This window comes from Gemella massiliensis, assembly GCF_900120125.1.
Taxonomy (GTDB): Bacteria; Bacillota; Bacilli; order Staphylococcales; family Gemellaceae; genus Gemella; species Gemella massiliensis.
Genome location: NZ_LT635545.1, coordinates 75127 through 101762, shown reverse-complemented (window position 1 = coordinate 101762; position 26636 = coordinate 75127). Strand labels below are relative to the sequence as shown.

The 26636-nt window shown below is 29.3% G+C and carries 29 protein-coding genes; 15 read left to right on the top strand and 14 right to left on the bottom strand.

Annotation, left to right across the window (positions count from 1 at the left end; translation table 11 throughout):
* Nucleotides 1-7 precede the first annotated feature (7 nt).
* From yhbY to BQ7358_RS03175, 12 genes are all read left to right on the top strand, one after another.
* Entirely contained in the window at nucleotides 8-307 is a 300-nt protein-coding gene (gene yhbY / locus BQ7358_RS03225; RefSeq protein WP_062174290.1) for a ribosome assembly RNA-binding protein YhbY, read from the top strand.
* A 1-nt stretch (nucleotide 308) separates the two neighbouring features.
* Nucleotides 309-917, top strand: a complete 609-nt coding sequence (nadD, locus tag BQ7358_RS03220) for a nicotinate (nicotinamide) nucleotide adenylyltransferase (RefSeq protein WP_062174288.1) — start codon at nucleotides 309-311, stop codon at nucleotides 915-917.
* The gene (gene yqeK, locus BQ7358_RS03215; protein ID WP_062174286.1) at nucleotides 892-1761 is read left to right on the top strand and encodes a bis(5'-nucleosyl)-tetraphosphatase (symmetrical) YqeK; all 870 of its coding nucleotides are present in this window, start codon (nucleotides 892-894) and stop codon (nucleotides 1759-1761) included. The genes nadD and yqeK overlap by 26 nt, the downstream gene beginning before the upstream one ends.
* A 16-nt stretch (nucleotides 1762-1777) precedes the next feature.
* Nucleotides 1778-2116: a ribosome silencing factor gene (rsfS, locus tag BQ7358_RS03210; RefSeq protein ID WP_062174284.1), complete on the top strand. Its 339-nt coding sequence runs from the start codon at nucleotides 1778-1780 to the stop codon at nucleotides 2114-2116.
* A 1-nt stretch (nucleotide 2117) separates the two neighbouring features.
* Nucleotides 2118-2837, top strand: coding sequence for a class I SAM-dependent DNA methyltransferase (locus BQ7358_RS03205; RefSeq protein WP_062174283.1), 720 nt, complete (start codon nucleotides 2118-2120; stop codon nucleotides 2835-2837).
* Nucleotides 2838-3018: 181 nt separating this feature from the next.
* On the top strand, nucleotides 3019-3468 hold the full coding sequence (locus tag BQ7358_RS03200; protein ID WP_062174280.1) for a CopY/TcrY family copper transport repressor: 450 nt from the start codon (nucleotides 3019-3021) through the stop codon (nucleotides 3466-3468).
* A 21-nt stretch (nucleotides 3469-3489) separates the two neighbouring features.
* Complete coding sequence (locus BQ7358_RS08955) at nucleotides 3490-3693, top strand: heavy-metal-associated domain-containing protein (protein WP_072520212.1); 204 nt, start codon at nucleotides 3490-3492, stop codon at nucleotides 3691-3693.
* 11 nt (nucleotides 3694-3704) lie between these two features.
* Complete coding sequence (locus tag BQ7358_RS03190) at nucleotides 3705-5921, top strand: heavy metal translocating P-type ATPase (protein WP_072520211.1); 2217 nt, start codon at nucleotides 3705-3707, stop codon at nucleotides 5919-5921.
* A gap of 211 nt (nucleotides 5922-6132) precedes the next feature.
* Nucleotides 6133-6912, top strand: coding sequence for an SDR family NAD(P)-dependent oxidoreductase (locus tag BQ7358_RS03185; protein ID WP_062174279.1), 780 nt, complete (start codon nucleotides 6133-6135; stop codon nucleotides 6910-6912).
* A 71-nt stretch (nucleotides 6913-6983) separates the two neighbouring features.
* Nucleotides 6984-7139, top strand: coding sequence for an SE1561 family protein (locus tag BQ7358_RS08760; RefSeq protein ID WP_021753667.1), 156 nt, complete (start codon nucleotides 6984-6986; stop codon nucleotides 7137-7139).
* Nucleotides 7140-7202: 63 nt separating this feature from the next.
* Nucleotides 7203-8561, top strand: coding sequence for a 23S rRNA (uracil(1939)-C(5))-methyltransferase RlmD (rlmD, locus tag BQ7358_RS03180; RefSeq protein WP_062174277.1), 1359 nt, complete (start codon nucleotides 7203-7205; stop codon nucleotides 8559-8561).
* An 81-nt stretch (nucleotides 8562-8642) separates the two neighbouring features.
* Nucleotides 8643-9230, top strand: coding sequence for a uracil-DNA glycosylase family protein (locus BQ7358_RS03175; protein WP_231723774.1), 588 nt, complete (start codon nucleotides 8643-8645; stop codon nucleotides 9228-9230).
* 199 nt (nucleotides 9231-9429) lie between these two features.
* Here BQ7358_RS03175 and BQ7358_RS03170 read toward each other — a convergent pair whose 3' ends face one another.
* Both BQ7358_RS03170 and BQ7358_RS03165 read right to left on the bottom strand, forming a co-directional pair.
* Nucleotides 9430-9711: a peptidase dimerization domain-containing protein gene (locus BQ7358_RS03170; RefSeq protein ID WP_062174274.1), complete on the bottom strand. Its 282-nt coding sequence runs from the start codon at nucleotides 9709-9711 to the stop codon at nucleotides 9430-9432.
* On the bottom strand, nucleotides 9704-10765 hold the full coding sequence (locus tag BQ7358_RS03165) for a M20 metallopeptidase family protein (protein ID WP_371524243.1): 1062 nt from the start codon (nucleotides 10763-10765) through the stop codon (nucleotides 9704-9706). The genes BQ7358_RS03170 and BQ7358_RS03165 overlap by 8 nt, the downstream gene beginning before the upstream one ends.
* Nucleotides 10766-11042: 277 nt before the next feature.
* Here BQ7358_RS03165 and BQ7358_RS03160 point away from each other — a divergent pair, with 277 nt between their 5' ends.
* Complete coding sequence (locus BQ7358_RS03160; protein WP_062174273.1) at nucleotides 11043-12188, top strand: pyruvate kinase; 1146 nt, start codon at nucleotides 11043-11045, stop codon at nucleotides 12186-12188.
* Nucleotides 12189-12338: 150 nt separating this feature from the next.
* Here the strand turns inward: BQ7358_RS03160 and BQ7358_RS03155 are convergent, their stop codons facing one another.
* Nucleotides 12339-13487, bottom strand: a complete 1149-nt coding sequence (locus tag BQ7358_RS03155; RefSeq protein ID WP_062174271.1) for an MFS transporter — start codon at nucleotides 13485-13487, stop codon at nucleotides 12339-12341.
* Nucleotides 13488-13564: 77 nt separating this feature from the next.
* Complete coding sequence (locus BQ7358_RS03150; protein ID WP_062174269.1) at nucleotides 13565-14080, bottom strand: GNAT family N-acetyltransferase; 516 nt, start codon at nucleotides 14078-14080, stop codon at nucleotides 13565-13567.
* A 196-nt stretch (nucleotides 14081-14276) separates the two neighbouring features.
* On the opposite strand from BQ7358_RS03150, the gene BQ7358_RS03145 reads away from it, so the two are divergent.
* A complete protein-coding gene (locus tag BQ7358_RS03145; protein ID WP_062174267.1) occupies nucleotides 14277-14924 on the top strand; it encodes a GDSL-type esterase/lipase family protein in 648 nt (215 codons plus the stop codon).
* A 16-nt stretch (nucleotides 14925-14940) separates the two neighbouring features.
* Here the strand turns inward: BQ7358_RS03145 and BQ7358_RS03140 are convergent, their stop codons facing one another.
* The 3 genes from BQ7358_RS03140 to BQ7358_RS03130 all read right to left on the bottom strand — a co-directional run bounded on the left by BQ7358_RS03140 (nucleotide 14941) and on the right by BQ7358_RS03130 (nucleotide 18812).
* Entirely contained in the window at nucleotides 14941-16038 is a 1098-nt protein-coding gene (locus BQ7358_RS03140) for a low temperature requirement protein A (protein ID WP_072520209.1), read from the bottom strand.
* Between the two features lie 303 nt (nucleotides 16039-16341).
* The gene (locus BQ7358_RS03135; RefSeq protein ID WP_062174262.1) at nucleotides 16342-17664 is read right to left on the bottom strand and encodes an APC family permease; all 1323 of its coding nucleotides are present in this window, start codon (nucleotides 17662-17664) and stop codon (nucleotides 16342-16344) included.
* Nucleotides 17665-17891: 227 nt separating this feature from the next.
* Nucleotides 17892-18812, bottom strand: a complete 921-nt coding sequence (locus tag BQ7358_RS03130; RefSeq protein WP_062174260.1) for a TDT family transporter — start codon at nucleotides 18810-18812, stop codon at nucleotides 17892-17894.
* Between the two features lie 161 nt (nucleotides 18813-18973).
* On the opposite strand from BQ7358_RS03130, the gene lysS reads away from it, so the two are divergent.
* A complete protein-coding gene (gene lysS / locus BQ7358_RS03125) occupies nucleotides 18974-20476 on the top strand; it encodes a lysine--tRNA ligase (protein WP_062174258.1) in 1503 nt (500 codons plus the stop codon).
* 173 nt (nucleotides 20477-20649) lie between these two features.
* On the opposite strand, the gene BQ7358_RS03120 is transcribed toward lysS, so the two are convergent.
* From BQ7358_RS03120 to BQ7358_RS03090, 7 genes are all read right to left on the bottom strand, one after another.
* Nucleotides 20650-21588, bottom strand: coding sequence for a metal ABC transporter substrate-binding protein (locus BQ7358_RS03120; RefSeq protein ID WP_040461226.1), 939 nt, complete (start codon nucleotides 21586-21588; stop codon nucleotides 20650-20652).
* Nucleotides 21589-21654: 66 nt separating this feature from the next.
* Nucleotides 21655-22482, bottom strand: a complete 828-nt coding sequence (locus tag BQ7358_RS03115; protein ID WP_062174257.1) for a metal ABC transporter permease — start codon at nucleotides 22480-22482, stop codon at nucleotides 21655-21657.
* Nucleotide 22483: 1 nt separating this feature from the next.
* On the bottom strand, nucleotides 22484-23203 hold the full coding sequence (locus BQ7358_RS03110; protein ID WP_062174255.1) for a metal ABC transporter ATP-binding protein: 720 nt from the start codon (nucleotides 23201-23203) through the stop codon (nucleotides 22484-22486).
* Between the two features lie 804 nt (nucleotides 23204-24007).
* Entirely contained in the window at nucleotides 24008-25351 is a 1344-nt protein-coding gene (gene glmM, locus BQ7358_RS03105; RefSeq protein WP_062174253.1) for a phosphoglucosamine mutase, read from the bottom strand.
* 147 nt (nucleotides 25352-25498) lie between these two features.
* Nucleotides 25499-25867: a cation:proton antiporter gene (locus tag BQ7358_RS03100; RefSeq protein WP_062174251.1), complete on the bottom strand. Its 369-nt coding sequence runs from the start codon at nucleotides 25865-25867 to the stop codon at nucleotides 25499-25501.
* Entirely contained in the window at nucleotides 25854-26144 is a 291-nt protein-coding gene (locus BQ7358_RS03095) for an MrpF/PhaF family protein (RefSeq protein WP_062174249.1), read from the bottom strand. Before BQ7358_RS03095 ends, BQ7358_RS03100 begins: the two co-directional genes overlap by 14 nt.
* A complete protein-coding gene (locus BQ7358_RS03090) occupies nucleotides 26137-26634 on the bottom strand; it encodes a Na+/H+ antiporter subunit E (protein ID WP_072520208.1) in 498 nt (165 codons plus the stop codon). Before BQ7358_RS03090 ends, BQ7358_RS03095 begins: the two co-directional genes overlap by 8 nt.
* Between the last annotated feature and the right edge of the window lie 2 nt (nucleotides 26635-26636).

Sequence of the window (26636 nt, the reverse complement as noted above, 5' to 3'; positions counted from 1 at the left end):
AGAATATATGTTAAAAGGAAAACAAAAAAGACAATTAAGAGCTTTAGCACATCATCTAACTCCAATTTTTCAAATAGGAAAATCCGGAGTAACAAGCGATATGGTTAAAGGTGTAAGGGATGCTTTAGAGCGAAGAGAGTTGATAAAAGTCAGCATACTCCAAAATTGTGATGAAGATAAAAATGAATTAGCTACTCTGTTAGCGGAAAGAACGACTTCGGAATTGGTACAGTTAATCGGAAATACAATAGTTTTGTATAAACAAAGTTCAAAAGAAAAGTACAGAAAAATTGAGTTGGTGAAGTAGTATGAAAATAGCACTTTATGGGGGAAGTTTTGATCCTATCCATATAGGACATCTTATCACAGCAAGTTGTGCGTTAGATTTTTATAATTTAGAAAAAGTGATTTTTATTCCTTCGCATATAACACCGCTGAAGGAAAGAATTTTAAATGCCAGTGATAAAGATAGAGCTAAAATGGTAAGTTTAAGTATAGAGAGTAATAGAAAATTTGAATTAAGTGATTATGAAATAAGAAATTCTGCAATAAGTTATAGCTTTAATACGGTGAAATATTTTAAAGAATTTTATCCGGACGATAAGCTGTATTTTATAATTGGAACGGATAGGGTAAAAGATTTAAAAAAATGGTATAATATAATAGAGCTTTCAAAAATGGTGACTTTTATTTTTGTTGCAAGAGATGAAGAGAGTTTAAGAAACATTATTGAAAATGATGATTTTTATAAATCTATAAGCTATGAAATAATGCCGTCGCCAATTATTGAAATAAGTTCCAGTTTAATAAGAGATAATATAAAGAATAACAAAAATGTAGATTACATGATTACAAAAGAATGTAAAAATTACATAGAGGAGTTGAGTCTATATGGATTTTCAAGAAATTCAAAATAAAGTAAAAGAAATATTACCGGAAAAACGATATGAACATACATTAAGAGTAGTAGAAGTTGCTAAACATTTGGCACAAGTTTATGGAGTCAGTGAGCAAAGAGCAGCTCTTGCCGCTTTAGTACATGACGTTTGCAAACCGATGGACGAAGTGGAAATGAAAAAATATGTTATCTTACATAATTTAGATGTGAAGTTGCTTGATTATCCTGTAGCTGTATTACATGGGCCGGTGGGAAGTGCTTATATTGGAGAGAAGTTTGGTATTGAAGATGAAGAGGTAAAACTTGCAGTTGCTACCCATACATTCGGTAGAAAACATATGACTCTACTTGAGAAAATAATTTTTATTGCTGATTATATAGAACCGCAAAGAAAACATCCACACCTAAAAGAAGTAACAGAAATAGCCGAGTACGATTTAGATGAGGCGGTAAGACTTGCTGCAAAATATACATTAGTATATTTGATTGATAATGATGAGAGAATTTATCCGTCGTTGTTAGAATGTTATAATTATTATAATATAAAAAATTATCGAGTAGGTTTTAAAGAAAAAAATAAAGATAAAATTTTAGCGGACGAAAAAACGATAACTATAAGAAATAAAAGTGAAGCACACTTCAAAAAAGGAGATTTATTGGAGGCAACTACATATGAAGATCCGGATACAGTGTTTGCCACTTTGGAAGTAGATTTGGTAAAACCGGTAACCAGAGAAACATTGATTGAACGTTATGCTAAGTATTACGGTGTTACATTAGAAGAGCTGATAAATAAATTAGCGGAACGTTATCCGGATGATGATGTATTATATGTAGTGATGTTCCACATTATAAAAAAATAAAGAAAGAGGATACATAATGAAAGTGGAAAATTTATTAAAGATGGTAGTTGATGCTTGTGATGATAAGCATGGATACGACATCGTAGCTTATGATTTAACAGATGCAGGAGTATTGTATGATTATACCGTTATTTGTCATGCTCCAACATCAAGACAAGTAGAAGCTATAGCTAATGAAGTAAGAGAAAAAGTATTAAAAAGCGGTGTTGACATTTACAGTACGGAAGGTTTAAAAGAGGCTAGGTGGGTTCTTATGGATTTAGGTGATGTAATTGTCAATATTTTGACAAGGGATGACAGAGAATATTATGAATTAGATCTGTTATTTGAAAGATATCCACTAAAAGAGGTTTAAAATGTATAAAAATTTAAGTGTTGTTTATGACAAATTAATGGACGTTGATTACGATACTTATAAAGAGATAATACGAGAAGAATTAGGAGATAAAGAAGATCTTCTAATTCTTGATTTAGGTTGTGGGAGTGGTGTATTACTTACAGAACTGAAAAAATATGGCGGTGTTTTTGCAATAGATAATAGTGAGGAAATGCTTGCTTTAGCAAGTCAAAAAGAATCCGGTGTTAATTATTTTGTGATGAACTTGCTAGATATAGAGAAATTAAATCAAAGTTTTAATTTTATTGTAAGCGCATTTGATGTGTTTAATTATCTGGAAGATTTTCAACAATTTAAAACAGGATTAAAAGGTGTATATAATTCACTGGAAAAAGGTGGGAAATTTATTTTTGATATTCATACACCGAATAAAATTAATACTATGATAAAAAATAAAGTGTTTGCATACGATGATGATGAAATTAGCTATATATGGTTTACCTATAAAACGGAAAATAATTTAGAAGTGGAGAATGAGCTTACATTTTTCATTAAAGAAAAAAATAACCTATATAAGAAATTAGAAGAATATCAAAGGCAAAGAACGTATGATATATGTGAAGTGAAAAAAGAAATAAAAAATATAGGATTTAAAATTAAAGATTATTTTTGTGATTTTGACAGGGAAAATAAAAATTATAAAAATTCGGAAAGAATAATATTTGTTTTAGAGAAGTAATTGGCAGTTACTTCTTTTTTATTATTTATCATTGTAGTTATTTTAAGATTTCTTATTTTTGTATTTTTATAATTAAAATACATATTTTTTAAAAATAATTGTTGACGTTTGTAGACAAAGGGAATATAATAATATATAGGTTACAGTTGTAGACGGAAATCAATCAAAGGAGAATTAACGAATGGTGCTTAATATTTCTGAAGCAGAGTGGGAAGTAATGCGAGTAGTTTGGAGTAATATAGATACTACAAGTAAGATTGTTATTAATACGCTGAGTTTTAAGAAAGGGTGGTCAGTTTCTACAATCAAGACATTACTTTCAAGATTAGTTGAAAAAAATATGTTAAATACAAGAAAACAGGGTAATAAATTCATTTATAATGCGGTATATAGTGAAAATGATTGTCTTGAGAGTATTACAAGGGAATTTTTAAGTAAAATTTGTGCAAGGAAAACCGGTTTAATAATGGAAATCATAATAAATGAGGACAGACTAAATGTAGAAGATATAGATAATATTATTTCAAGATTAAAAGAAAAGAAAAAAACGGCTAAAAAAATAATAGAATGTAATTGTGTTAAAGGTCAATGTACCTGTCATAATAATGGTCAATGTATTTGTCATAGATAACAAATTTAGGAGGAGAGAAAAATGAAACAATTTAAAATAGATGGAATGGGTTGTATGCACTGTGTAAGGGTTATAGAGGAGACTGTTTGTGCTTTAGATAATGTGAAAAGTGTGAGTGTTGATTTTGAAAATAAAGTATTGACTGTTGAATATTCTGAAAGAGAAAAGGTTGATGAAGTAATAAAAGCAGTGGAAGAAATTGGTTATGAACTTACTGAAATTTAGGAGATGATAATATGAAAATAGAAGCATTCGATATAGAGGGGATGACTTGTGCGGCATGTGCAATGAGAATAGAAAAGGCTATTTCAAAACTAGATTCGGTAGATGTGGCTAATGTAAATCTTGCTGGTGAGAAATTAACAGTAAGATATAAAGATAATAAAACTACTGATGAAATAATAAATAAAGTTGAAAAGGTAGGATATAAAGCAAAATTGCAAGAGGAAAGTTCCTTTACAGAAAAAGAGAATAAAAAACAATTAGAATTAAGTAAAATAAAAAGTAGATTAATTGTTTCTATCATTTTTGCTTTACCGTTACTGTATATTTCCATGGCAGAAATGATAAATTTACCAAATATAATAGATATGAATACAAATTCAAAAACTTTTGTAATTATCCAATTTATTTTGGTTATTCCTATTTTATATATGGGAAGAAATTTCTTTATAAAAGGTTATCGAACATTATTTACAGGGTATCCTAATATGGATTCTTTAGTTGCTTTGGGAACAAGTGCAGCATTTATTTATAGCCTATATAACAGCATTAGGGTTTTAGATGGAAATATTCATGCTGTTCATCATCTTTATTATGAATCGGCAGGAGTTATATTAACATTAATAACACTTGGTAAATATTTTGAAAGTTTATCAAAAGGAAAAACAATGGAAGCTGTAAATAAATTAATTCAACTAACTCCTGAAAAGGCAACATTGATTAAAAATAATCAAGAGATAATTATTAAAGCTACAGAGTTATTAGTTGGAGATATAGTAGGGGTTAAAGCAGGAGAGAAAATTTCAGCTGATGGTGTTGTAGTTTCCGGAAATGCTGTTATTGATGAGGCTATGTTGACCGGTGAAAGTATGCCGGTAGAAAAAAAGAAGGATGATAAGGTTGTAGCAGGTACTATTAATACAAACGGTTATATTACTTTTAGAGTAACTGATGTAGGAAAAGATACTACTTTGTCAAAAATTATAAACTTAGTAGAAAATACCCAAAATAATAAAGGAGAACTATCTCGTTTGACAGATAAAGTAGCCGGAATTTTTGTTCCAACGATAATAGTGTTGGCATTAATCTCCGGTTTATATTGGTATTTTATTGCCGATAAGAACATAGAATTTTCACTAACTATTGCTATTTCTGTATTGGTAATCGCCTGCCCATGTGCGTTGGGATTAGCCACCCCTACGGCAATAATGGTCGGTGCAGGTAGAGGGGCGGAAAATGGAATTCTTATAAAAAACGGTAAAGTTTTAGAAATTATTTCAAAAGCCACAGCGGTTGTTTTGGATAAAACCGGTACAATAACAAAAGGTGCTCCTGAAGTAACTGATGTAAACGTAAAAAATTATGATAGAGAAAACTTTTTAATATTATTAAAAGCATTAGAAAAAAAATCAGAACACCCGTTAGCAAAAGCGGTTATTGACTATACTGATAATATTTCAGATATTCAAGTGGAAAATTTTGAGACGATAGTAGGAAAGGGAGTTAGAGCAAATTATAATAATAAAAAGCTACTTTTAGGTAATAAAAAACTCATGAATGAAAATAATATTGATATTTCTAAATTTGAAAACGAAATAAATGATTATAACAATGAATCTAAAACAGTAGTTTATTTAGCAGAGAATAATATGTTATTAGGTATTGTTGCTATTCGTGATGAAATTAAAGAAAGTAGCAGACTTGCAATTAAAAAAATGATAGATTCCAACTTGGAGGTTATTATGTTAACCGGTGATAACAGACAAACAGCAGAGAAAATTGCCGGTGAAGTTGGAATAAAAGAAGTAATAAGTGATGTTCTTCCTGATGAGAAATCTGCCGCTATAAAAAAATTACAAAATAAAGATAAAATAGTAATAATGGTTGGGGATGGTATTAACGATGCTCCGGCGTTAGTTCAAGCGGATATAGGTGTTGCAATAGGAACCGGAACAGATATAACATTAGATTCATCTGATATAATTTTATTAAAAAATGATTTGGCAGATGTAGTTAAAGCAATAAATTTAAGTAAAAAAACCGAAAAAAATATAAAAGAAAATTTATTTTGGGCATTTATTTATAACATTATTGGAATACCGATGGCAATGGGCGTATTTTACGCATTTGGCGGTATGCTTCTTAATCCGATGATGGCAAGCTTGGCAATGAGCTTAAGCTCTGTATCTGTTGTATTAAATGCCCTAAGACTAAAAAGAATAAAATTATAAAAAGGCTGTATAAACAGTCTTTTTTAGTATATATTATTTTACAAATATTTAAGCAATGGTTAGTAGTGGTATGGACGCCTACAACTAACCTAGGTTAATTCTAGAATTTTTAGGATATCATAATATAATTATTACAAATCAATAATTATATATAAAAACCTTTTAAAATATGATATACTGGTATTACTAATTATAAAAGAGGGTCAGTACTATGGGGAAAGATAAAAAAACGATTGTGATAACCGGAGCTTCTAGTGGAATAGGTAGGGAACTCGCTTATCAGTTTGCAGAAAAAGGAAATGTTCACTTAATATTAGTATCCAGAAGAAAAGAAGCTCTTGATAAAGTAGCCAAAAAATGCGAAACTTTTGATGATGTAACTACAAATACATATTCAGTTGATATTGGAGATAAGGAACAAGTAGATAAACTGATAGAAAAATTAGATAATATTAATATATTGATTAATGGTGCCGGCTTCGGAATTATGAAAGAGTTCAGTGAATTTAATGATTACGAAGTAGTTAAAATGTTTGATACAAATGTTATAGGAACGATACAACTAACTAATGAAATTGCTAGAAAAATGCGTGAGAAAAAATCAGGAACTATTGTAACTATAGCATCATTATCAGGGAAAATAGCAACTCAATATACATCAATTTATTCAGCAACAAAATTTGCGCTTATGGGTTATTGTAATTCTTTAAGATTAGAATTAAAAGAAGATAATGTTCATGTTATGACCGTAAATCCCGGTCCGGTTGCGACAAATTTCTTTAGTGCTTCGGACGAAAATAAGAAATATTTAAAAAAATTGGGTGATAAAACTATTACGCCAAAAAGTCTTTGTAGAAAAATAATAGTAGGTATAGAAAGAAAAAAACGTGAGGTGAATACACCGGTTAAATTGGCGTTAGGTGCAAAAATTAATATGATATTTCCAAAACTAGGAGATGAACTAATTTATAGTATATTTAAAAAGCGATAAAATATATAAGTTGAATTTTTATGGAATTATATTATAATTGAAGAAGAGAATAAAAAAGGAGATTATTTATAGTGTCTAATAGTATTTTAGAGGAATTAAAAACAAAATTTGAAGATTTTGCGAGCGAGTTGGAGAATATCGAACCTGAAAAGGTAGACTTATCACAAATTGATAGATTAATAGCTTTGGTAGAAGAATTAGATAATGAAATAAAAACTATAAAATAGAATACAAGGGGCTAAATGAAATCAAGTGATTTCTTTATTTAGCTCTTTTTATATGAGGATAAAATGGAAAAGAAAAATAACAGCAAGAAGATAAATATTTTATTAACGATAAAAAAAGTTGGAATTAATGGTGAGGGAATAGGGTATTATAAAAAGAAAATTACTTTTGTCAAAGGGGCATTACCCGATGAAGTGATTATTTGTGAAATAGTTGAAGAAACTCCAAAATATATTATAGGAAAATTAATAAAAATAAAAGAAGTTAGTCCATATCGTGTTGAAGTGAAAAAAGAATATGCAGAAAGCGGAGCATACCAATTACTTCATGTTGAGTACAAAAAACAATTAGAGTACAAGCGTTCGATATTAATAGACGCTTTTGATAAATATTATAAACTCCCTAAAACTGATAAATTAGTTTTGAAAACATTAGCTAGCCCGTTGACAGAACACTATCGTAACAAAAATCAATTTCCTGTTGCTGTACGTAACGGCAAGGTTATAGCCGGATTGTATAAAGAAGGGACAAATGAGTTGGTTGAAATAAAGAAAGACTTAGCCTTACACAATAATGGAAATAAGATTACTCAACTTGCTACAAAATGTTTAGAGAAATATAAAATAGTTATCTCAATGAATAAAAATCATTATGGAGTAAGATATATAGCCACACGAACATCATTTTATAACGGAGACGTTCAGCTTATTTTTGTTGCCAATACTGAGAAAATAAGAAATCTTGATAAAGTTATAAATGAGATTAAACATGAAAAAAATGTTAAAAGTATAGTGTTAAACATCACTAATGATAAAGACCACTTAGTAATGGGTGAAAAAAATATTACACTTTATGGTGATAATTGTATAATTGAAAAAATCGGAGATATTCAATATAAATTATCAGCAAATTCATTTTTCCAATTAACCCCGCTGCAAACAAAGAAACTTTATGATAAGATAGTAGAGTTTGCTGATTTAAAAGAGCATGATATAGTGTTGGATGCTTTTTGCGGTGTTGGGACGATAGGGCAATATGTAATAAAAAAATGTAAAGAAGTGTACGGTGTTGATATAGTAAAAGAAGCGATAGAAGATGCCAATAATAATGTTAAACTTAACAATTTGACAAATTGTACTTATGTAGCAGGTGATGTGAACAAAATAGTACCTAAGTGGATAAAAAAAGGTATTAACTTTGATGTTGTGATAGTTGACCCTCCACGTGCCGGGTTGGGACATCTAACCAGAAATCTTTTAAATATCGGAGCGAAAAAAATTATCTACGTTAGCTGTAATCCATCAACCCTTGCTCGTGATTTAAAGATATTAGCAAGAAAATATAAAATTCATCGTATTCAACCAATAGATATGTTTCCGGGGACACCGGCGATAGAAGCGGTAGTAGAGTTGGTAAGGAAGTAGAATAATAGCGATAATAAATGATAAATAAAATTATCTAAATTGTAGTAAGAAATTATAAATTTCAGTAAGGGGGGAATAATTTTGGATAATAAATTAGAATATCTAAAACAAGAGATTATGGGAGATGATGAAAATAGAAAATATACGGATAAAGGAATAGAACCACTATTTTCAGCTCCTAGTACGGCAAAAATTATGATAATAGGTCAAGCACCGGGGATAAAAGCACAAGAAAGTAAAATATTCTTTAATGATAAAAGTGGTATGAAACTGCGTGAATGGATGGGTATAAATGATGAAATATTTTATAACTCCGGTTTAATAGCCGTTGTACCGATGGATTTTTATTATCCGGGAAAAGGAAAAAGTGGAGATTTACCACCACGAAAAAATTTTGCTTCCAAATGGCATAATAAAGTATTGGAATTATTACCAAATATTAAACTAATTATTTTAGTAGGAAAATATGCTCAAGATTATTATTTATGTGATGTTAAAAAAGAAAATCTAACGGAAACTGTGCATCACTACAAGGAGTATTTACCACAATATTTCCCAATAGTGCATCCATCTCCATTAAATTTTCGTTGGCAAAGTAAAAATCCATGGTTTGAAAAAGATGTTGTACCGGTGTTAAAAGAAAAAGTAAGGGAAGTATTGGACAGTTAACTCAAACAACGTTCGGAAACAATATCGGAGGTAGTATGTTTTAGAATACTTAAAATTTACAGTTAACTCAAACAAGCAGCAGATTGAATTGTGCTAAAAATGGGTTTTAGAATACTCAAAATTTGCAAATAACTCAAAACTGACTATGAGAAGAAAATATTAAATTTTTTCCCATTAGTCAGTTTTTGTAATAAAACTTTTACCATTTTACTAATTTGTAGGACGTTTTATCGCCATAATATAACAACAATGATGAGATAATCCGTTCTATTATGTCTTTATAAGAGGTTTGTATTATAACTTCTGCTTTACCTGAAATAACGTTAAAGGCATTGCCACTTGAAATTGAGAGAATATCAATTTCGGGATATTTTGATATTTTTCTTACAAATTCACTTACTATAACAGTCGCATCTATTGTACTATGAGGTTCAGCACCATGACCGCCTTTTCCGATTATAGTTAGTTTCCATTTATTCATTGCTATTCTCCTTTAAATTTTGTATTACTTCGTCGGCGTTAAAGGCAAGATTTAGGAAAATACTTGCTGTATATTGCATAACACGTTCTTCAAAATCAAAATTCGGATGATGATGTGGATATTGAGCAAAAGTATTATTTCCTGCACCGATTAGGAAAAATGCACCGGGGATATTTTCTAAATAATAGGCAAAATCTTCCCCAATCATTAATGGTTCAACCTTTTGTAAATTCAGTTCGGGTAGAATATCTTTTGCTTTAACAAGAATTTCTTCCGTACCTTTTTTGTGATTAATCAATGGAGGATAACCACCATAATAAATAAATTCTATTGTTGTATCCGGATATTCACTTTCTAATGATTTACATAATCTGTTTAATTTATCTAGCACAGTTTTGTGAAGTTTTTTATTAAAATGACGGATAGTTCCTGTAATACTTGCACATGATTTGGTACTCTCGAATTTTCCCAAGGTAATAACAAGAGTTTCACGAGGTTTAGAAAAACGAGAAACAATTTGTTGTGTAAGACTGACAAACTCAGCACCTATAATATTTGCATACTTTTTAGAAGTAATTTTAACTTCAAATCTATCAGCTGCTGCACAAAGTTCTTTATAATTAAATCCTAGTATACCTAACGGAAGCGGTGTCCACAGGTGTGCACCAAAAATCGCATCTACATCAATAAGGCAACCGTCATCAATCATCGGTTTAGCACCACCCGGTGCTTGCTCTTCCCCATATTGAAAAATTGCGACAACATCACTGGTAAGTTTATCGATATTTTTCATAAGTATTTTGCAGGTAATCAGTAGTGCGGTAGTGTGACCATCATGACCGCAAGCGTGCATTACATTCGGAATAGCAGATTTATATTCAGTATTTTTAGCGTCATTAATAGGAAGAGCGTCAAAATCAGCACGAAAAGCTATAGTATTTTTACTATTTGGTACTTTAATGCGAGCAACGATTCCATTTAGTCCCACATGTGTACGAATATCGGTAATACCGATATTTTTTAAATATTGTTCAATAAATTGAGAAGTTTTTATTTCTTGGAATGATACTTCCGGATATTTATGTAAATACCTACGTAGTTTGATAATTTCAGGGAAATATTTTTTATTTCATTTTTTATTAATGTAGTAATCATAAAATCTCCTTAAAATGTTATATAAATTTTATTATAACATAAATAACAGATGAATATATTAAAAAATAATATTAGTGATAAAATTTTATCTGTGTTATTATTACAAAGAATAGAAATTAATCATCTAATGTGTTATAATTTTTCTATATAATGTTTTGTTATAAGGTGGAATTGTTATGGTAAGAAAAGTAAAAGTAATTGCAACATTAGGAAATAGTACAGAAAAAATTTTAGAAGACATAATAAAAAATGATGTTGATGCAATATTAATAGACAATTACTATGGAGAAGAAGAGGAAAATATTAGAAGAATAGAAGAGGTAAAAAAACTACGAGATAAAAACGATGTTAATACAGCTATTATATACGATTTAGCTCATATATATGCTCAAAGCAAATATAAATTAATTAGAATTGAAGAGAAAAATATAGAGTTTGCATGTAAGCAAGACGTTGATTTTATTTCTTGTCCTTTTGTTAGTAACTTAGATGAAATAAGAAAAGTAAAAGCAATTTTAAAAGAACATAATAAAGAAAATATAGGCTTGATCGTAAAAATAGATTGTAAGGAAGCCTATGAAAATATTGATGAAATAATAAGTTTTGCTGATTCTATTATGATTAATAGAGATGAACTTGGAATGGAAATGCCATACCAAAACCTTCCAAGTGTACAAAAAGAAATAGTTCAAAAAGCTAATAATTCTATGAAATCTGTGATTTTGACAACACAGATGTTGCATTCTATGATTTATAATCCACGTCCGACACGTGCTGAAGTATCAGATGTTGCTAATGCTATTATTGACGGAGTAGATGCTATAATGCTTATAGAAGAAACAGCAATAGGAAGTTATCCGAAAGAAGCGTTAGAAACAGTAGACAGAATTATTAATTATATAGAACAACAGGATATTTTTAAAGAAGATAATGAGTATAAAAATCATACAATGGGAATAGCTCATGCTATCGCAATTTCTATAAAACATCTATTGGATTCTATCGAAGTGAAAAATATTGTAACTTATACAAAATCCGGGCAAACAGCAAAATTTATTGCAAGATATAGACCTAAAGTTCCAATTTTAGCAGTAGTTTCAAATAAACAAAAAGCAAGGCAGTTGGCTTTAACAAGAGGTGTAGTTCCTTTTATAGAAGAAAAAACGCTAACTACAGAGCAAATGCTAAAATATGCAACAAGCTATTCTGAAAAAGCAGATTTGGCGCATAAGGGTGATTTTATTTTAATAACAGCGGGTCAACCGGATCTTGGGAAAAAAGATGTACCACCAACAGATTTTGTTAATATAAGAGAAGTATAAAAATCTAACAATTAAATATGGTGAATTAGCCTACAAAATTCAGGTTGTTATAATAAGTGCAGAGCATAAAAATTCCCCCAAAAGACTTATATAAGTTTTTTGGGGTATTTTGTTCTTTTATACTTATAGTAAATTTTAGTTAAAAACTATTTAATTGCTATTTTTTAAACTAAAATAACTTATAATAGAGCAGATAAGCATAATTATTGAAGTTATGTAAAATGGTGTAATAAACGGCTCTAAATGTAATTTTTCCGGTAGTTTGGTAAGTACTAGCGGTGTTAAAATAACTCCTATATTTCCACCGACTAACAGAACGCTCGTTGAAAAATTAATAAATTTATTTTCCAATTTTTTAGAAATATAAAAGAAATTAAATGACATTGTACCAACAAAACTGATTCCTATTAAAACCGCAGCAGCGTAGAATAGTAAGGTATTATTGGATACAGCAAAAATAAAGCTGCCAACAGTCATAAAACCGAGCATAATGGTTAAAGTTAAATTTTTAAAGTTTTTAACCAGTTTACCAAATAAAAATCCTGAGAAAATTCCGCTAATAGCTAAGACGGTTAGTAAATTTCTTGTTACATCCGGTGAATAAAAATATTTTCCTGCTAAAAGAGTAGGAATTTTTATAGTAGCACCCATATAACAAATTCCAACAAAGAATGTTAACAGAGTTAAAATAACAGTTTCTTTATGAAATTTCACACTTACTTTTTTGCTGATTTCGTTATCGGTATTAGGAACAAATATTAAAAACAAGAAAAATATAGGTAGTGCCAGTGAATATACCAGAAAAATATATTGCGTACCAAATATTAGTAAATACCCGGAAATAAATGTAGTGAGTGCTTTGCCTATATTTAAAAATGCTGTCCTCATACCAATCATTGTTCCTTTAGTTTCACCGTCAAAAAAATCACTGATCATACTTATAGATAGAGAATTGAATAATCCAATACCTGCGCCTAAAAGAAGTCTACTAATAAGAACTATTTTGAAATTTGTGGTAAAAATCGGTGTCAGACCCGCAAAGAAAATAATAATAAGTCCGAGAAGAACCGTATTTTTTTTACCAAGATATTTTATAACAATATTACTTATCAAAACAAAAATAGTAATCATCATCGCAGGAATAGTTGCTAAACTTTCAACGGAAGCTAGTCCAATATTAGAATTTTTTGTATGATATAAATTATACAAATTGGGAATAACCGGAGAAATGGCTAAATGCGACATAAGTAATATAGAAATGCTAAGTAGAGAAAACTTAGCGATATTATTTAATTTCATGTTAATCTCCTAAAGTTTTTTTATATATTTACCAATTATAAAAAAAATAAGAATTAAGGTCAAGAAAAAAGTATTAATTAAAGTTTGCTAATCCAATATCTTAAAGTAGTACGTTCATCTTCTTGTAGTTCATTTTCGAATATTCCATTATTTGCTTCTATAGTTTTCTTAGAGGCAATATTTTTCTTGTCACAGGTAACAAGAATTTTTTCTAATCCAATTTCATTAAATAAAAATTCACAACCAAGTTTTAATGCTTCTTTTGCATAGCCTTTTTGACGCTCACTTTTTCTTATGCTATAACCAATATGTCCTCCATGTTTAAATAGATAATCATTTAAACCATGGCGGGTATTAATAATACCTACAAGATGATCGTCGTTCATAATAAGAAAGGTATGAGCTGTAACAAAATTTTTGGGGCAGGTTTCTTTATGTTTATAATTTTTTAAACTTTTAATAAAATCAGTTATATTCTCATATTTTTCAAGGTTTAATCCACCATGAATAATTTCATTATTATCAATAAATTCTTGTTTATATGATAGTATTTCGTCTTTAAGTTCAATAGTCGGTTCAATAAGTTTAATCATATTATCTCCTTTAGTATAGAGTTAAAAATTTAATATTATTATAGCATATATGAAGTTATGATGAAATTTTTAATAATTAACAGTTGTATTTTTATTAAATAAAAATTATAATGTTAAGGATATTGATTTTTAATAGTCTATTTGATAGAATAAATGTAAGTTTTAAAATAAAGATGCTTAAAAGGTGGAGGTAATAATGCGAATTTTATGTATAGGAGATAGTAATACTTGGGGCTTTGTACCCGGAGATGAAAATTTAAGAATGGAAAAACGCTGGACAAAAATTTTATCTGAAATTCGTTCAGAAGATGAAATAATAGAAGAAGGATTATGTGGCAGAACAATTACGGCAAAAGATACTATAGTACCTGTAAGATGTGGAGTGGATACATTACCGATTTTAATGCTTAGTCATGTTCCTGTTGATTTAGTTATTATAATGTTAGGGACTAATGATTTAAAAAAACAATTTAACCCTAGTGCAAAACATTTGGCACGAGGTATGGAAGAATTTATAAAATATATAAGAAATCCACATTTAGTGGAGGGATATAAAATACCGAAAATCTTAGTTGTTTCTCCGGTTTATTTACGTGATGAAATAGTAGAAAGACAAAGTTCTTTTGGAGAATTTGATGAAAATAGCTTAAAACAATCTAAATTTTTACCACAGACATTTAAAGAAATAAGCGATAAATACGAGGTAGATTTTTTAAATGCGGCAAGAGTAGCGGAAGCATCACCAATAGACTGTATTCATTTAGATGAAAAAAAACATGAGCAACTGGGTCGTTATATTGCCAGCAAAGTATCAGAAATATTAGATTATGAAGAAGCAAGATAGTGGGAAAGAACTAATTCTATAACTTAGGATTAGTTCTTTTTATGTTGAAAATAAAATAAGATAATAATATAAAAATAATAGTTAGAAGTATAACGATCAATGAATAATTTAGTATCATGCTCAGTAGTGAGCCAAGTAGAAAAATTAGAAAAATAGTTACAAAAAAATATTTAGAATATTTACAGCCTTTTTTGTTGTATTGATTTTGCAATAGATTACCGACTAAAAAGAAGAAAACTCCCATTATAAATAATAAAAATAATTTATTTTCGGTTAGTTTTGGAAGTGTAAAATTAATAATACATAATCCCAGTATAATAAAATAATTATGATATAGGTAACTGTTTCCTGATTGATTAATCAGGAAAAAATCTATAAAGCGTTCGATATTTATTTGATAAAATAGATACAATAAAGCAATAATAACAAATATAATAAACCAATTTTTTTGTTCGGTAGTAATAAAGTTATTTATAATAATAGAACTAAATAAACCTGTTGTAAAAATAAAGCAACGTTTAACAACATGAGAAAAAATAATGGTTTTAGCATGAAGTGAACGTGAGATAAAACTGGGAAGTAGCCAACTTGTAAAGAAACTAATCATAATAAATAATAATGAATATGGTTGAGGTAAAATAATACCCAAAAATAAACTGAAAGTACGACCGCTAAGAATATAAATAAAAGGCTCAGTTATCTTTTTTTCTATAAGATCGGTAACGATAAAATACTGAACAGTATGCTGAACAGTAAGTATAAAAGATAATATAGTTAAATACAATATTAAATTTCTGTATAATATAGTCCAGTGATAAGTATCAATATTATTCAATGTTATTATTAAAATACAAATTTGAATAATCATAAAAACAATATTAAATAAAGAATTTTTTCCGTAACGATTAATATGGATCATCTCAATATTCCAAGTATTTACAAAAATAATAAATATAAAAAGAAAAGAAAGAAAAAAATTAAAACCTAATGAAGAGTTATAACTACCAAGAATTATATTAAAAATATTACAAAAAGCAAAAGAAAAAATAAAATCATATAATAATTCAGTTATACTAATTTCTTTTTTTAAAGTTTTATTCAAAGAATTATTCATAGCCGCTCCTTTAAAGTTTTATAGTTATATTGTATCAAAAATTTTTTAAAAATTGAACCCAAATAATATAGCCAAAAATATGAAAAGTAAAATTAATCAAATATTCAGTACAGTGGAGTAGTAAAGTAATTGAGATATATTTAACGGTGTTTTGTCTAAGATTATGAAATGTAATTTTTGTAATAAAAGGGTCAGAATTATCTACTAAAATTCCTAAAAAATATTTAATAATAAAAAGATTAATTTTAAATTAATTGATCTCAAAAAATTCAATTTTAAAATTAATCTCTTTACAATTATCTATTATTTTTTAAATTTCTTATGTATTTCTGTATAGAAAATCAAACCGACTAATGTTAATGCAACACCGCTTACTGCTAATGTGAATTGAGTTATAATAGCAGCAATGACAATATATGCTCCGCCGACAATAGCAATTATAGGTATAATTGAATATAATGGAACTTTATAAGGTCTTGGTAATTCAGGTTCTTTTTTTCTAAGAACAAATACAGCGAAAAATGTCAAAATAAAGAAAATCCATATTGTAAACAGCAAGAAGTCTGTTAATGTGTCAAACTCTCCTGTAAACATCATTGCAATAGTTAGTACAAGTGTAACAAGAGCAGATATATAAGGAATAGAAAAGCTGTTAAGTTTTATCCATATATTTTTAAACGGTATTTGATCTTTCATAGCCATAGCGTAAGGGACACGAATAGCGGTCATAGTGAAGCCGTTCATAGTACCGTAAACACTAATCATGATACCGATTGTGATTATCTTACCACCATAAGAACCGAATAATTTTGTTGCAACATCATTAGGAACATTACCATTTCCGGCGATTTGTTCCATTGGCATAGTCATTAAATAAGCAACATTGATAAGTAGATATATTGCGGTGATAACCAGTAAACCATATAAAATTGCTCTTGGTAAATCACGTTTTGGATCTTTCATTTCTCCGGCTACGGTACCAACATTAATCCAACCGTCATAACCATACATTGCCGCAAGCAAGGCTGCACCTACAGCTGATAAAGAAGCACCGCCTAGTGAGCTGTTACCGGAACCGGTAGGTAAAAATTCTATCGTTGTCGGATTAGGTTGCAATAAACCGAAAACTATAATTGCTATAATAGGTATTAATTTGCAAATAGTTGCTACCGTTTGAATACGACCGCTAGCCTTACTGCCTAATAAGTTTAAACAAGTAACAGTTGCTGCCCCACAAGCTCCCACAAGGATAGAATATTTTTTATCTATATGAAACAAATTGGTAAATTGTGTAGCAAAAATAGCTGATGCTGCCGCTATACTTGCCGGATAATAGATGACTGCCTGAGCCCAACCAAGCAGATAAGACATAGTTTTTCCATAAGCACGTTCCACCCAAACAATCATTCCGCCGGTTTCAGGAATAGCTGCAGCTAATTCCGCTGTGGTAAGTCCAGCGCAAATACTGATGATACCGGCTAAAATCCAAGCAAGTAAACCAAGGCTGACATTACCGGTGGTTTTATAAATAATTGCTGCCTTAAAAAACACTCCGGAACCAATTACGACTCCAACAACTGTAGAGAAAGCACCGAAGAAACCGATATCTTTTTTTAAATCATTCATAAATAAATCTCCTTCTATAAAAAAATAAAATACATATTCAAAAATTTAATGTGAAATAATTTCCATCATTAGCACAAAAATTTGAAAATGTTTTCTTGCAAGTATATTATATATTATTTTTGAAGACTAAACAATACTTAAAGTCAAATTTGTGTTAATTTATCTAACTTAAATCTGACATTATAACATTAAAAAATAAAATAAGTTAATTAAAAAAATTAATTAACTTATTTTTCAAGTTTAAAAACATGCTTAATAAAACTATATAAAACATATATAACAATAATAGTAGCTAATACTTCACTGAAATATACTCCTATTTTAAGAATGAGAGAATTATTTCCCGTATCATAATAGTAATTATAGGTTTTTTGAAAAGCCATTCCACAGATAACTAGTGGGAAAGTAAAAGCTGAATAACTAGGATAGAATTTTCTATTTAGTAGTAAAGGCAGTTGGATAAGAACAAACATATAAAATATAAAACAGAGAATTAATAAAATTTTTATAATCAGTTCTGATTTATTAGTAATTCCAATCATATAGCTTGCAAGGAGTAGTCCACCCGGTGCAGAAAAAATAGTTAAGGTGGGAAGTGCGGCAACATTTAACTTTTTATACACATATACCCTATACAATACAAAAGGTATTAAAATAATATAGTTAATAAACGAAAACCAAAAAAATATTTTGCCCAGCATTTCAAGATTATAAGAAATAGCTGTAACAGTTACAACTGCAGGCCCTACGAATGTAATAAACCATGTTGGAAAAATAAATTTAATATTTTGTTTTTTAATCAAAAAATTACTAACAACGAAACAAAGAACAAAAATATCCAATGCAATGCCGAATACCCAAATAATACTCATTGAATACCCAAGGTATTTCTTAAAGTATGTACTTAGTAAAATTATTGACATGGGAAAAGTAGAAAATACGGTAGCTATTAAGGGATTAGTAAATTCCGATTTTAATATTTTAGGAGTAATAGAAAATTTAATCGTCAATAATATAACGATAATTAGTGATATTAAACTAAAAAATAATTGTAATAAGGAGCTATATGTTGCTAAAAGATTTCCCAGTGCCACGCTCCCTAAAGCCAGACCGGCTATTGGTATGGGGATTTTATTAATAAATTTCATATTTTTGACCTTTACTTTATAATTTTAATGCCATTATAAACCAGAAAATAAAAAAATTCAATAAATATAATAATAAAGGGTAACAAAAAACGATTAAAATGTGTTATAATAGTGTTTATGTGGAAAAGATTAGATAAAAAAGAGCTAGAAAGGAACACAACATGACAGAAGAAATCAAAGTAAATGATGCACTTGAATTAAATGATCAAATGGTTGTGCGTCGCGAAAAAATGGATGCAATGCGTAAAAACGGTATAGATCCATTTGGTACAAAATTTGAAAGAACTCATTTATCAAGTGAACTTGTGAATGAGTATGATAAATACAGTAAAGAAGAACTTTCTGAAAAAAATATCTCTGTAACAATAGCAGGTCGTGTAATGACAAAACGTGGAAAAGGTAAAGCTGGGTTTGCTCACGTCCAAGATTTAGGAGGGCAAATTCAAATCTATGTACGTCAAGACAGAGTAGGAGATAGTTATGAGTATTTTAAAACATTAGATTTAGGGGATATTGTCGGGGTTAGCGGTGTACTATTTAAAACAAACGTGGGTGAATTATCGGTAAAAGCCGATAAATTTGAAATTTTGACAAAAGCATTACGCCCTTTACCGGACAAATTTCACGGTCTTAAAGATGTTGAAGAACGTTATAGAAGACGCTATGTTGATTTAATTATGAATAGCGAAAGTAAAGAAACTTTTATTCTTCGTTCAAAAATTATTCAAATTATGCGTAGTTATTTAAACGAACGTGGTTATTTAGAAGTTGAAACACCCATGATGCACAGTATCGCCGGAGGGGCTGCGGCAAAACCGTTTGTAACCCACCACAATGCGTTGGATATGCAGTTATTTATGCGTATAGCCTTAGAGTTACCGTTAAAACGACTTATTGTGGGTGGATTGGAGAAAGTATATGAAATAGGACGCGCATTTCGTAATGAAGGTGTATCAACACGACATAATCCGGAATTTACAATGATAGAGTTATACGAAGCATATGCGGACTTTAATGATATTATGGATTTGACAGAATCAATGATTGCCTATATTTGTGAACAAATTCACGGAACAACTAAAATTACCTACGGTGAAGATGAGATTGATTTGACACCAAAATGGCGTCGAGTGCATATGGTTGATATTATTAAAGAAGTAACAGGAATTGATTTCTGGGAAAAAATGACAGACGAAAAAGCTCATGATTTAGCTAAAGAACACAATGTGCCGGTAAGAAAAGATATGAAAGTTGGGCACATTATTAATGAATTTTTTGAAACGTTTGTTGAAGAAACATTAGTTCAGCCAACATTTGTCTATGGTCATCCTGTAGAAGTTTCTCCGTTAGCAAAAACTAATGTAGATGATCCGAGATTTACCGATAGATTTGAACTGTTTATTGTGCGTCGTGAACATGCTAATGCGTTTAGTGAGTTAAATGATCCGATTGATCAAAAACAACGTTTCTTAGATCAAATGGACGAAAAAGATGCAGGTAATGAGGAAGTTTATGAGATGGATGAAGATTTTGTAGAAGCATTAGAATATGGTATGCCACCGACCGGCGGGTTAGGAATCGGTATTGATAGACTTGTGATGTTACTTACAAATTCCACATCAATACGTGACGTATTGATGTTCCCATATATGAAAAATAAATAAGATAATAAATACCTAGAGGTTGATTAACAATCTCTAGGTATTTTTTGAGTAATTATTATTTGGTAACTATAGTAATTTTAATTTAAGTATATATTGTGTCATTTCACTTTGTTGCACTAATATGTGATCTATAGGTTTAGTATTTTGATTTTGTTTTAATTGAATCGACCACATTATTTAGCAAGTCCTTCAGAAATTTTATCTAAATTCCATTTCATCATATCGTAGTAGCTATCTCCTCTTTCACCTTTTTCAGCAACAGAATCTGTAAAGATTTTAGCATAAATAGGTATATTAGTATCTTTAGATACAGTTTTCATTGGGCGATCATCTACACTACTTTCAACAAATAATGACGGAGTTTTAGTTTTACGAAGTTTTTCCACAAGTGCTTTAATTTGCTCAGGTGTTCCTTCTTCTTCAGTGTTAATTTCCCAAATGTAAGCTGATGGTACATTATAAGCTTTAGAGAAATATTTGAAGCAACCTTCACTAGTTACAATCATTTTTTTCTCGGTAGGGATATTATTAAATTTATCTTTTGCTTCATTATCCAATTTTGTTAATTTTTCTAAGTAGTTTTTAAGATTTTGTTCATAAAAATCTTTATTTTTTGGATCTTTTTCTATTAATTGTTTAGCTATATTTTTTGCATATATCATTCCGTTTTCAAGATTTAACCATGCGTGAGGGTCTTCTTTACCTTTTTCATTTTTACCTTCTAAATAAATAACTTCAACACCGTCGCTTACTGCATAGTAATCTTTATTTTCAGTTTTATTAGCATTTTTTACAAGTTTTGTAAACCAAGCATTGCCACCTGTTTCAAGATTTATACCATTGTAAAATATTAAGTTAGCTTCTGAAGTTTTTTTCACATCATCAGGTAAAGGTTCATATTCGTGTGGATCCTGTCCGACCGGAACTATACTGTGTAAATCAATTTTATCACCGGCGATATTTTTAGTAATATCCGCAATAATAGAGTTGGTAGCGACGACTTTAAGTTTAGTAGTTTCGCTGGTATTTGAATTGTTCTTTTGACCTGCGGAACAGGCAAAAAGCCCGACAACTAATGCCAAAAGAAGAGAAATAAAACCTAATTTTTTAATATTTTTCATATTAATAGGTCCTCCTTTATTAAAATAATTTTTTATAAAAACATTAAATAATTTTATTTAATTTTTGAAAAAACGCTGTTTTGGTGCTATGAAGAAGCTGATAACAAATATAACGGCAGATGTTAATACAATACTGGAACCTGCAGCAATATTAAATGAATAACCTATAAATAATCCTAACACAGAAGATACAGCACCTATTGTTGAAGATAAAATTATCATAACTTTTAGGCTGTTTGCGTAAAGATAAGCTGTAGCAGCCGGTGTAATAAGCATAGCAACTATTAAAATAGTACCAACACTTTGCATAGCGGTAACAGAAACCAACGTTAATAAAATCATTAGAAGATAATGATAGAAGTTAACTTTCATACCCATAGCCTGCGCAAGTAATCCATCAAAAGAAGTTATCAGTAACTCTTTGAAAAATAACTTAATAATAAGTAGGACAAACATACCTACGCCGATGGTGATATACATATCAATATCTTGAACGGCAAGGATATTACCGAATAAGATGTGAAATAAATCTGTTGAACTGTTAGCAACTCCTATAAGAATAACCCCAAGTGCAAGAAATGAACTAAAGGTAATTCCAATAGCGGTATCACTTTTAATAATAGAGTTTCCTTTTATATAAGTAATAATAACAGATGCTAAAAGTCCAAAAATAATAGCTCCGATAAAGAAGTTAATACCTAGAATAAAAGATACTGCAACACCCGGTAAGACAGCATGAGAAATAGCATCTCCCATCAAGGACATACCGCGAAGAATAATAAAGCAACCAACTGCACCGGCTACAATACCAATAATAATAGCCGTAATTAGAGCGTTTTGTAAGAAGTGATAATTATATAAACCATCTATAAATTCTTTAATCATATTATTCCCCTCCTGTTACAAAAATATTAGAACCATAGGCTCTTTTAAGATTTTCTTTAGTAAAAGTATCATCAGTATTCCCGAAAGCTATAAGCTGTTTATTAAGAATAAGTATTTTATCAAAATAAGATTTTACCTTGCTCAAATCATGGTGAACGATAAGAATAGTTTTACCTTGTGCTTTTAATTCTCTTAAGGTATTCATTATAATATCTTCACTAACAGAATCAATTGCGACAAAAGGTTCATCTAAAAAAATATAGTCCGCTTCTTGAACTAAACATCTGGCTATTAGAACCCTTTGAAATTGTCCTCCGGATAATTCGCTAATTTGTCTGTCGGCAAATTCAGTTAAATTAACAATTTCTAATGCTTTTTTAACCTTCTTCCAATCCTCGGATTTCAAACCGTGAAATAGTTTTATTTTCGGATACAAACCTAAAGAAACACACTCTTTTACTTTAATTGGAAACGTATAATCTATATTTATTTTTTGTTCGACATAAGCAATATTTTTTAATGATAAATTTATATCTTTATTATCAATATTAACATTACCGGTAAAATTAATAATACCTAGCATAGCTTTTAATAAAGTAGATTTTCCGGCACCATTTGGTCCGATAATTCCGATTATATTGGATTTGGTTATATTTAACGATACATTATCAAGTGCCGGTACCAATTTATAAGTAACGGATAAATTTTTTATTTCAATCATAATTCCCACTTCCTATCTTTTACTTCTACACAATAGTTTACCCTAGGAAACATTATAAGTCAAGGAAAATTTTTGGAACTATAGTGAAAATGATAGGAAAATTAAAAAGACATGTTACTGAGTAAGGGGTTATAAAATAATTTTCTAAATATTCAATAAAAGTAAGAAACAATATATTTTACAATAGGAGTATATTATTTGCGGAAAAATATAAAATAAAAAAACCTACCTTACAAAAAATATTGTAAGGTAGAAATAAGGGAGTAAATATGAAAAGTCTTTATTATAAGCTAGGGAGACTTATAATAAAAGAACATTCGAAGTAATATAACAATTACTTCACTAATAATTATATCAGAAGTATATACAAAAAACAAGAGAAAAATAAATTCTTTTCCAAAAAGGGAGATAAATAATTTATTAAAATATTAATAGTGAAATTATTACATAAAAAGATTAATATTTTGAGAATTAGTTACTAATTATTTATATTATAAATATGGATAGTAGCTCTAGTTAGATAAAATTATAAATTATAATAAAAATATAAAATAAATTTTATAAAAAACATGTCTATTAATATAATATTTAGAAAAAAATTATATAAAAAAATGTACATAATATACAAAAATTTTTCTACTTGTGTAAATGAAAATGCTTAAATATATTTATTCTTAAAAAAAGAAAAATAAAGAGCGAATATAAAATATTTAGAAAAAATTAAAATATCATATTTAATATGATTTTAAAGTACAAAAATAAAATACGTCTCTATTTGAAAATAGAGATCGCATTTCAAAATTATCATTTAACTTCATATTTTTCTCTTACCAGTTTTGCCACTTGTTCACAGTACTTATCTGTTAATTCGTCAGTGCTGGCTTCCACCATTACGCGAATAAGATTTTCAGTTCCGGAAGCTCGAAGAAGAATTCTACCGTTATTTTCCAGTTCCTTTTCCACTTTTTTACATTCTAAAAGTATTTCTTCATCTTCCATTACTTCTTTTTTGTTGTTAACTTTTATATTTACTAACTTCTGCGGGTAGATATTTACTTCGTCGGCTAATTCTTTTAATGATTTACCGGAATTTTTTATAATACTAGCTAACTGAACGGCGGTTAAAATGCCGTCGCCGGTAGTGGCGTAATTCATCATAATAATATGCCCTGACTGTTCTCCACCAAGAGAATAATCATTTTTTCTCATTTCTTCAACTACATATCTATCCCCGACAGAAGTTTTTTTAGAGGATAACCCGTTTGCTTCTAGGGCTTTATAAAAACCGATATTACTCATTACAGTAGAAACGACCATGTTATCTTTTAATTCATTATTATCTTTTAGATGTTTAGCTAAAATAAACATAATTTTATCGCCATCTACAATATTTCCTTCATTATCGACTGCTAAAACTCTATCACCGTCACCATCAAAGGCAAAACCAACATCAACATTATGTTCTTTAACAAAATCTGCAAGAGTATGTATTTTGGTTGAACCTACATTATCGTTGATATTAATTCCGTTAGGTTTGCAACCGATAGTTTCTATATCTGCTTCTAAATCTCCAAATAGAAACGGAGCGACTTGGGTTGTAGCACCATTTGCGCAGTCAAGTGCAATACTTAATCCCAACAAATCATTATTAATTGATTGTTTAATGTGTTGAATATATTTTTGAGTTAGTTCGGTAGCAAGATATGTTTTTCCGATTTTATCAAATGAAGTATTTTTTATTTCATTTGAAGAATTAATTAGGTGTTCTATTTTCAGTTCTTCATCATCTGTTAATTTAAAACCATCCGGTCCAAATATTTTAATTCCATTATCCTGATAAGGATTATGTGATGCCGAAATCATAATCCCGCTGTCAGTTTCCATAGTTTTTGTTAAATAGGCAATAGCCGGAGTGGGGATAACGCCGATAGGCATAACATCAACACCGACACTTGTAAGGCCGGCGATAAGAGCGTACTCAATCATATCACAAGATATTCTGGTATCTCTTCCTATTATTACTTTTGGATGTTCTTTTTTATTCGTTAACAATGTTCCAAGTGCTTTACCAACTTTAAAACTCAAATCGGCTGTTAATGTTTTTCCTGCAACACCACGAATACCGTCTGTTCCAAAATAGTTTCTCATAAATATGACTCCTTGTTTAATAATCTATAAAAATATTACTATATAAAACAAAATAAGTCAAGATGTGAATGATTAAGAGTAGCTGAAAAAGGCTGTAGTTGAAGAGTTATTAACTAAAAAATCGACAATTAATGCCGATTTTAAATATTATTTATTTAGTTTTTTTATATCCTCTAAAACTTTTTTTGCTTCATCAGTATTATTTTTAGAGTAGATTTTTTTGTTAAAAATAATAGCATTAAGTGAAATCATGTGTGCCGATACCGGAGCTACTAAGAATAGAAAAAGTATAGCTAGCAAAAATTTGTATTCAAATACTTCCAAATATCTGTAGAAGTAAATAAAACCTGCTATTAAAATTAGTTCTACTGCGAATGAACCTGTAACACCTGCCGCATGAATTTTTGTTAATTCATCAGGAAGTCTTATGAAACCTATTATAGTTGCTATCATCGAAACTATTGCTACTAAAATAAGGAGTATAACAATAATGCTTAAAATATTATTTAGTATCATTTTTGAAAACCTCCTTTTTAGCCAAAAATCTAGCTGTAACCACAGTACCTACTAAACAGATAATAGCAATTATCAAAATTAGTGAAACATAAGAAAATGTTTTGTAATACATACTTACTAAGACTATTAGGCAAATAAGCGGCATAGCCAGTAAATCACTTGCAATCAGTTTATCAAAAATACCGGGTTTTTTGACGATATAAGTTAAAAGAAAGAGTATCATTGCAAGGGAGGTGAAAATACCTAATAATATTGTGTATTCAACTATTTTATCCATTTAAGTCAACCTCCAATATTGCTTTTTCAAAACTGTTTTTAATGCTCACAATTTCTCCTTCAATATTATCTGTATCTAAACAGTGAACGAATAATGTTTTGTTATTGTATCCGACATTAACGGTTAAAGTCCCCGGTGTCAATGTAATCATATTAGCAAGTAATGTAATTTGCCAATTTTTTTTAATTGTAAGTTCATATTCAAAAATGACCGGATTGACATCTAAGTTTTTTCTAAACATCATTTTTAGAACATTTACACCTGCTTTTAGCAACTCTACAAGAAATATCACTATAAGTTTTAACCACTTGTAAGCATAAGTATAATAAAGTTGTTTGCCGATAGAAAATTTAAAGAAAATTTTTCTAAAGATAAAGAGTATAACCATACCCCAAAAATATCCGACAAAGAAATATTCCAAGTTATAATTACCAGAAAAGAACATCCAAAGAATACCGATAAAAATATTTATTAAAAATTGTATTGCCATGA

Bases quoted from the DNA above. Each gene is read 5' to 3' on its own strand.
- yhbY (WP_062174290.1), top strand. From the start codon at position 8: ATGTTAAAAGGAAAACAAAAAAGACAATTAAGAGCTTTAGCACATCAT.
- nadD (WP_062174288.1), top strand. From the start codon at position 309: ATGAAAATAGCACTTTATGGGGGAAGTTTTGATCCTATCCATATAGGA.
- yqeK (WP_062174286.1), top strand. From the start codon at position 892: ATGGATTTTCAAGAAATTCAAAATAAAGTAAAAGAAATATTACCGGAA.
- rsfS (WP_062174284.1), top strand. From the start codon at position 1,778: ATGAAAGTGGAAAATTTATTAAAGATGGTAGTTGATGCTTGTGATGAT.
- BQ7358_RS03205 (WP_062174283.1), top strand. From the start codon at position 2,118: ATGTATAAAAATTTAAGTGTTGTTTATGACAAATTAATGGACGTTGAT.
- BQ7358_RS03200 (WP_062174280.1), top strand. From the start codon at position 3,019: ATGGTGCTTAATATTTCTGAAGCAGAGTGGGAAGTAATGCGAGTAGTT.
- BQ7358_RS08955 (WP_072520212.1), top strand. From the start codon at position 3,490: ATGAAACAATTTAAAATAGATGGAATGGGTTGTATGCACTGTGTAAGG.
- BQ7358_RS03190 (WP_072520211.1), top strand. From the start codon at position 3,705: ATGAAAATAGAAGCATTCGATATAGAGGGGATGACTTGTGCGGCATGT.
- BQ7358_RS03185 (WP_062174279.1), top strand. From the start codon at position 6,133: ATGGGGAAAGATAAAAAAACGATTGTGATAACCGGAGCTTCTAGTGGA.
- rlmD (WP_062174277.1), top strand. From the start codon at position 7,203: ATGGAAAAGAAAAATAACAGCAAGAAGATAAATATTTTATTAACGATA.
- BQ7358_RS03170 (WP_062174274.1), bottom strand. From the start codon at position 9,711: ATGAATAAATGGAAACTAACTATAATCGGAAAAGGCGGTCATGGTGCT.
- BQ7358_RS03160 (WP_062174273.1), top strand. From the start codon at position 11,043: ATGGTAAGAAAAGTAAAAGTAATTGCAACATTAGGAAATAGTACAGAA.
- BQ7358_RS03155 (WP_062174271.1), bottom strand. From the start codon at position 13,487: ATGAAATTAAATAATATCGCTAAGTTTTCTCTACTTAGCATTTCTATA.
- BQ7358_RS03150 (WP_062174269.1), bottom strand. From the start codon at position 14,080: ATGATTAAACTTATTGAACCGACTATTGAACTTAAAGACGAAATACTA.
- BQ7358_RS03145 (WP_062174267.1), top strand. From the start codon at position 14,277: ATGCGAATTTTATGTATAGGAGATAGTAATACTTGGGGCTTTGTACCC.
- BQ7358_RS03140 (WP_072520209.1), bottom strand. From the start codon at position 16,038: ATGAATAATTCTTTGAATAAAACTTTAAAAAAAGAAATTAGTATAACT.
- BQ7358_RS03135 (WP_062174262.1), bottom strand. From the start codon at position 17,664: ATGAATGATTTAAAAAAAGATATCGGTTTCTTCGGTGCTTTCTCTACA.
- BQ7358_RS03130 (WP_062174260.1), bottom strand. From the start codon at position 18,812: ATGAAATTTATTAATAAAATCCCCATACCAATAGCCGGTCTGGCTTTA.
- lysS (WP_062174258.1), top strand. From the start codon at position 18,974: ATGACAGAAGAAATCAAAGTAAATGATGCACTTGAATTAAATGATCAA.
- BQ7358_RS03115 (WP_062174257.1), bottom strand. From the start codon at position 22,482: ATGATTAAAGAATTTATAGATGGTTTATATAATTATCACTTCTTACAA.
- BQ7358_RS03110 (WP_062174255.1), bottom strand. From the start codon at position 23,203: ATGATTGAAATAAAAAATTTATCCGTTACTTATAAATTGGTACCGGCA.
- glmM (WP_062174253.1), bottom strand. From the start codon at position 25,351: ATGAGAAACTATTTTGGAACAGACGGTATTCGTGGTGTTGCAGGAAAA.
- BQ7358_RS03100 (WP_062174251.1), bottom strand. From the start codon at position 25,867: ATGATACTAAATAATATTTTAAGCATTATTGTTATACTCCTTATTTTA.
- BQ7358_RS03095 (WP_062174249.1), bottom strand. From the start codon at position 26,144: ATGGATAAAATAGTTGAATACACAATATTATTAGGTATTTTCACCTCC.
- BQ7358_RS03090 (WP_072520208.1), bottom strand. From the start codon at position 26,634: ATGGCAATACAATTTTTAATAAATATTTTTATCGGTATTCTTTGGATG.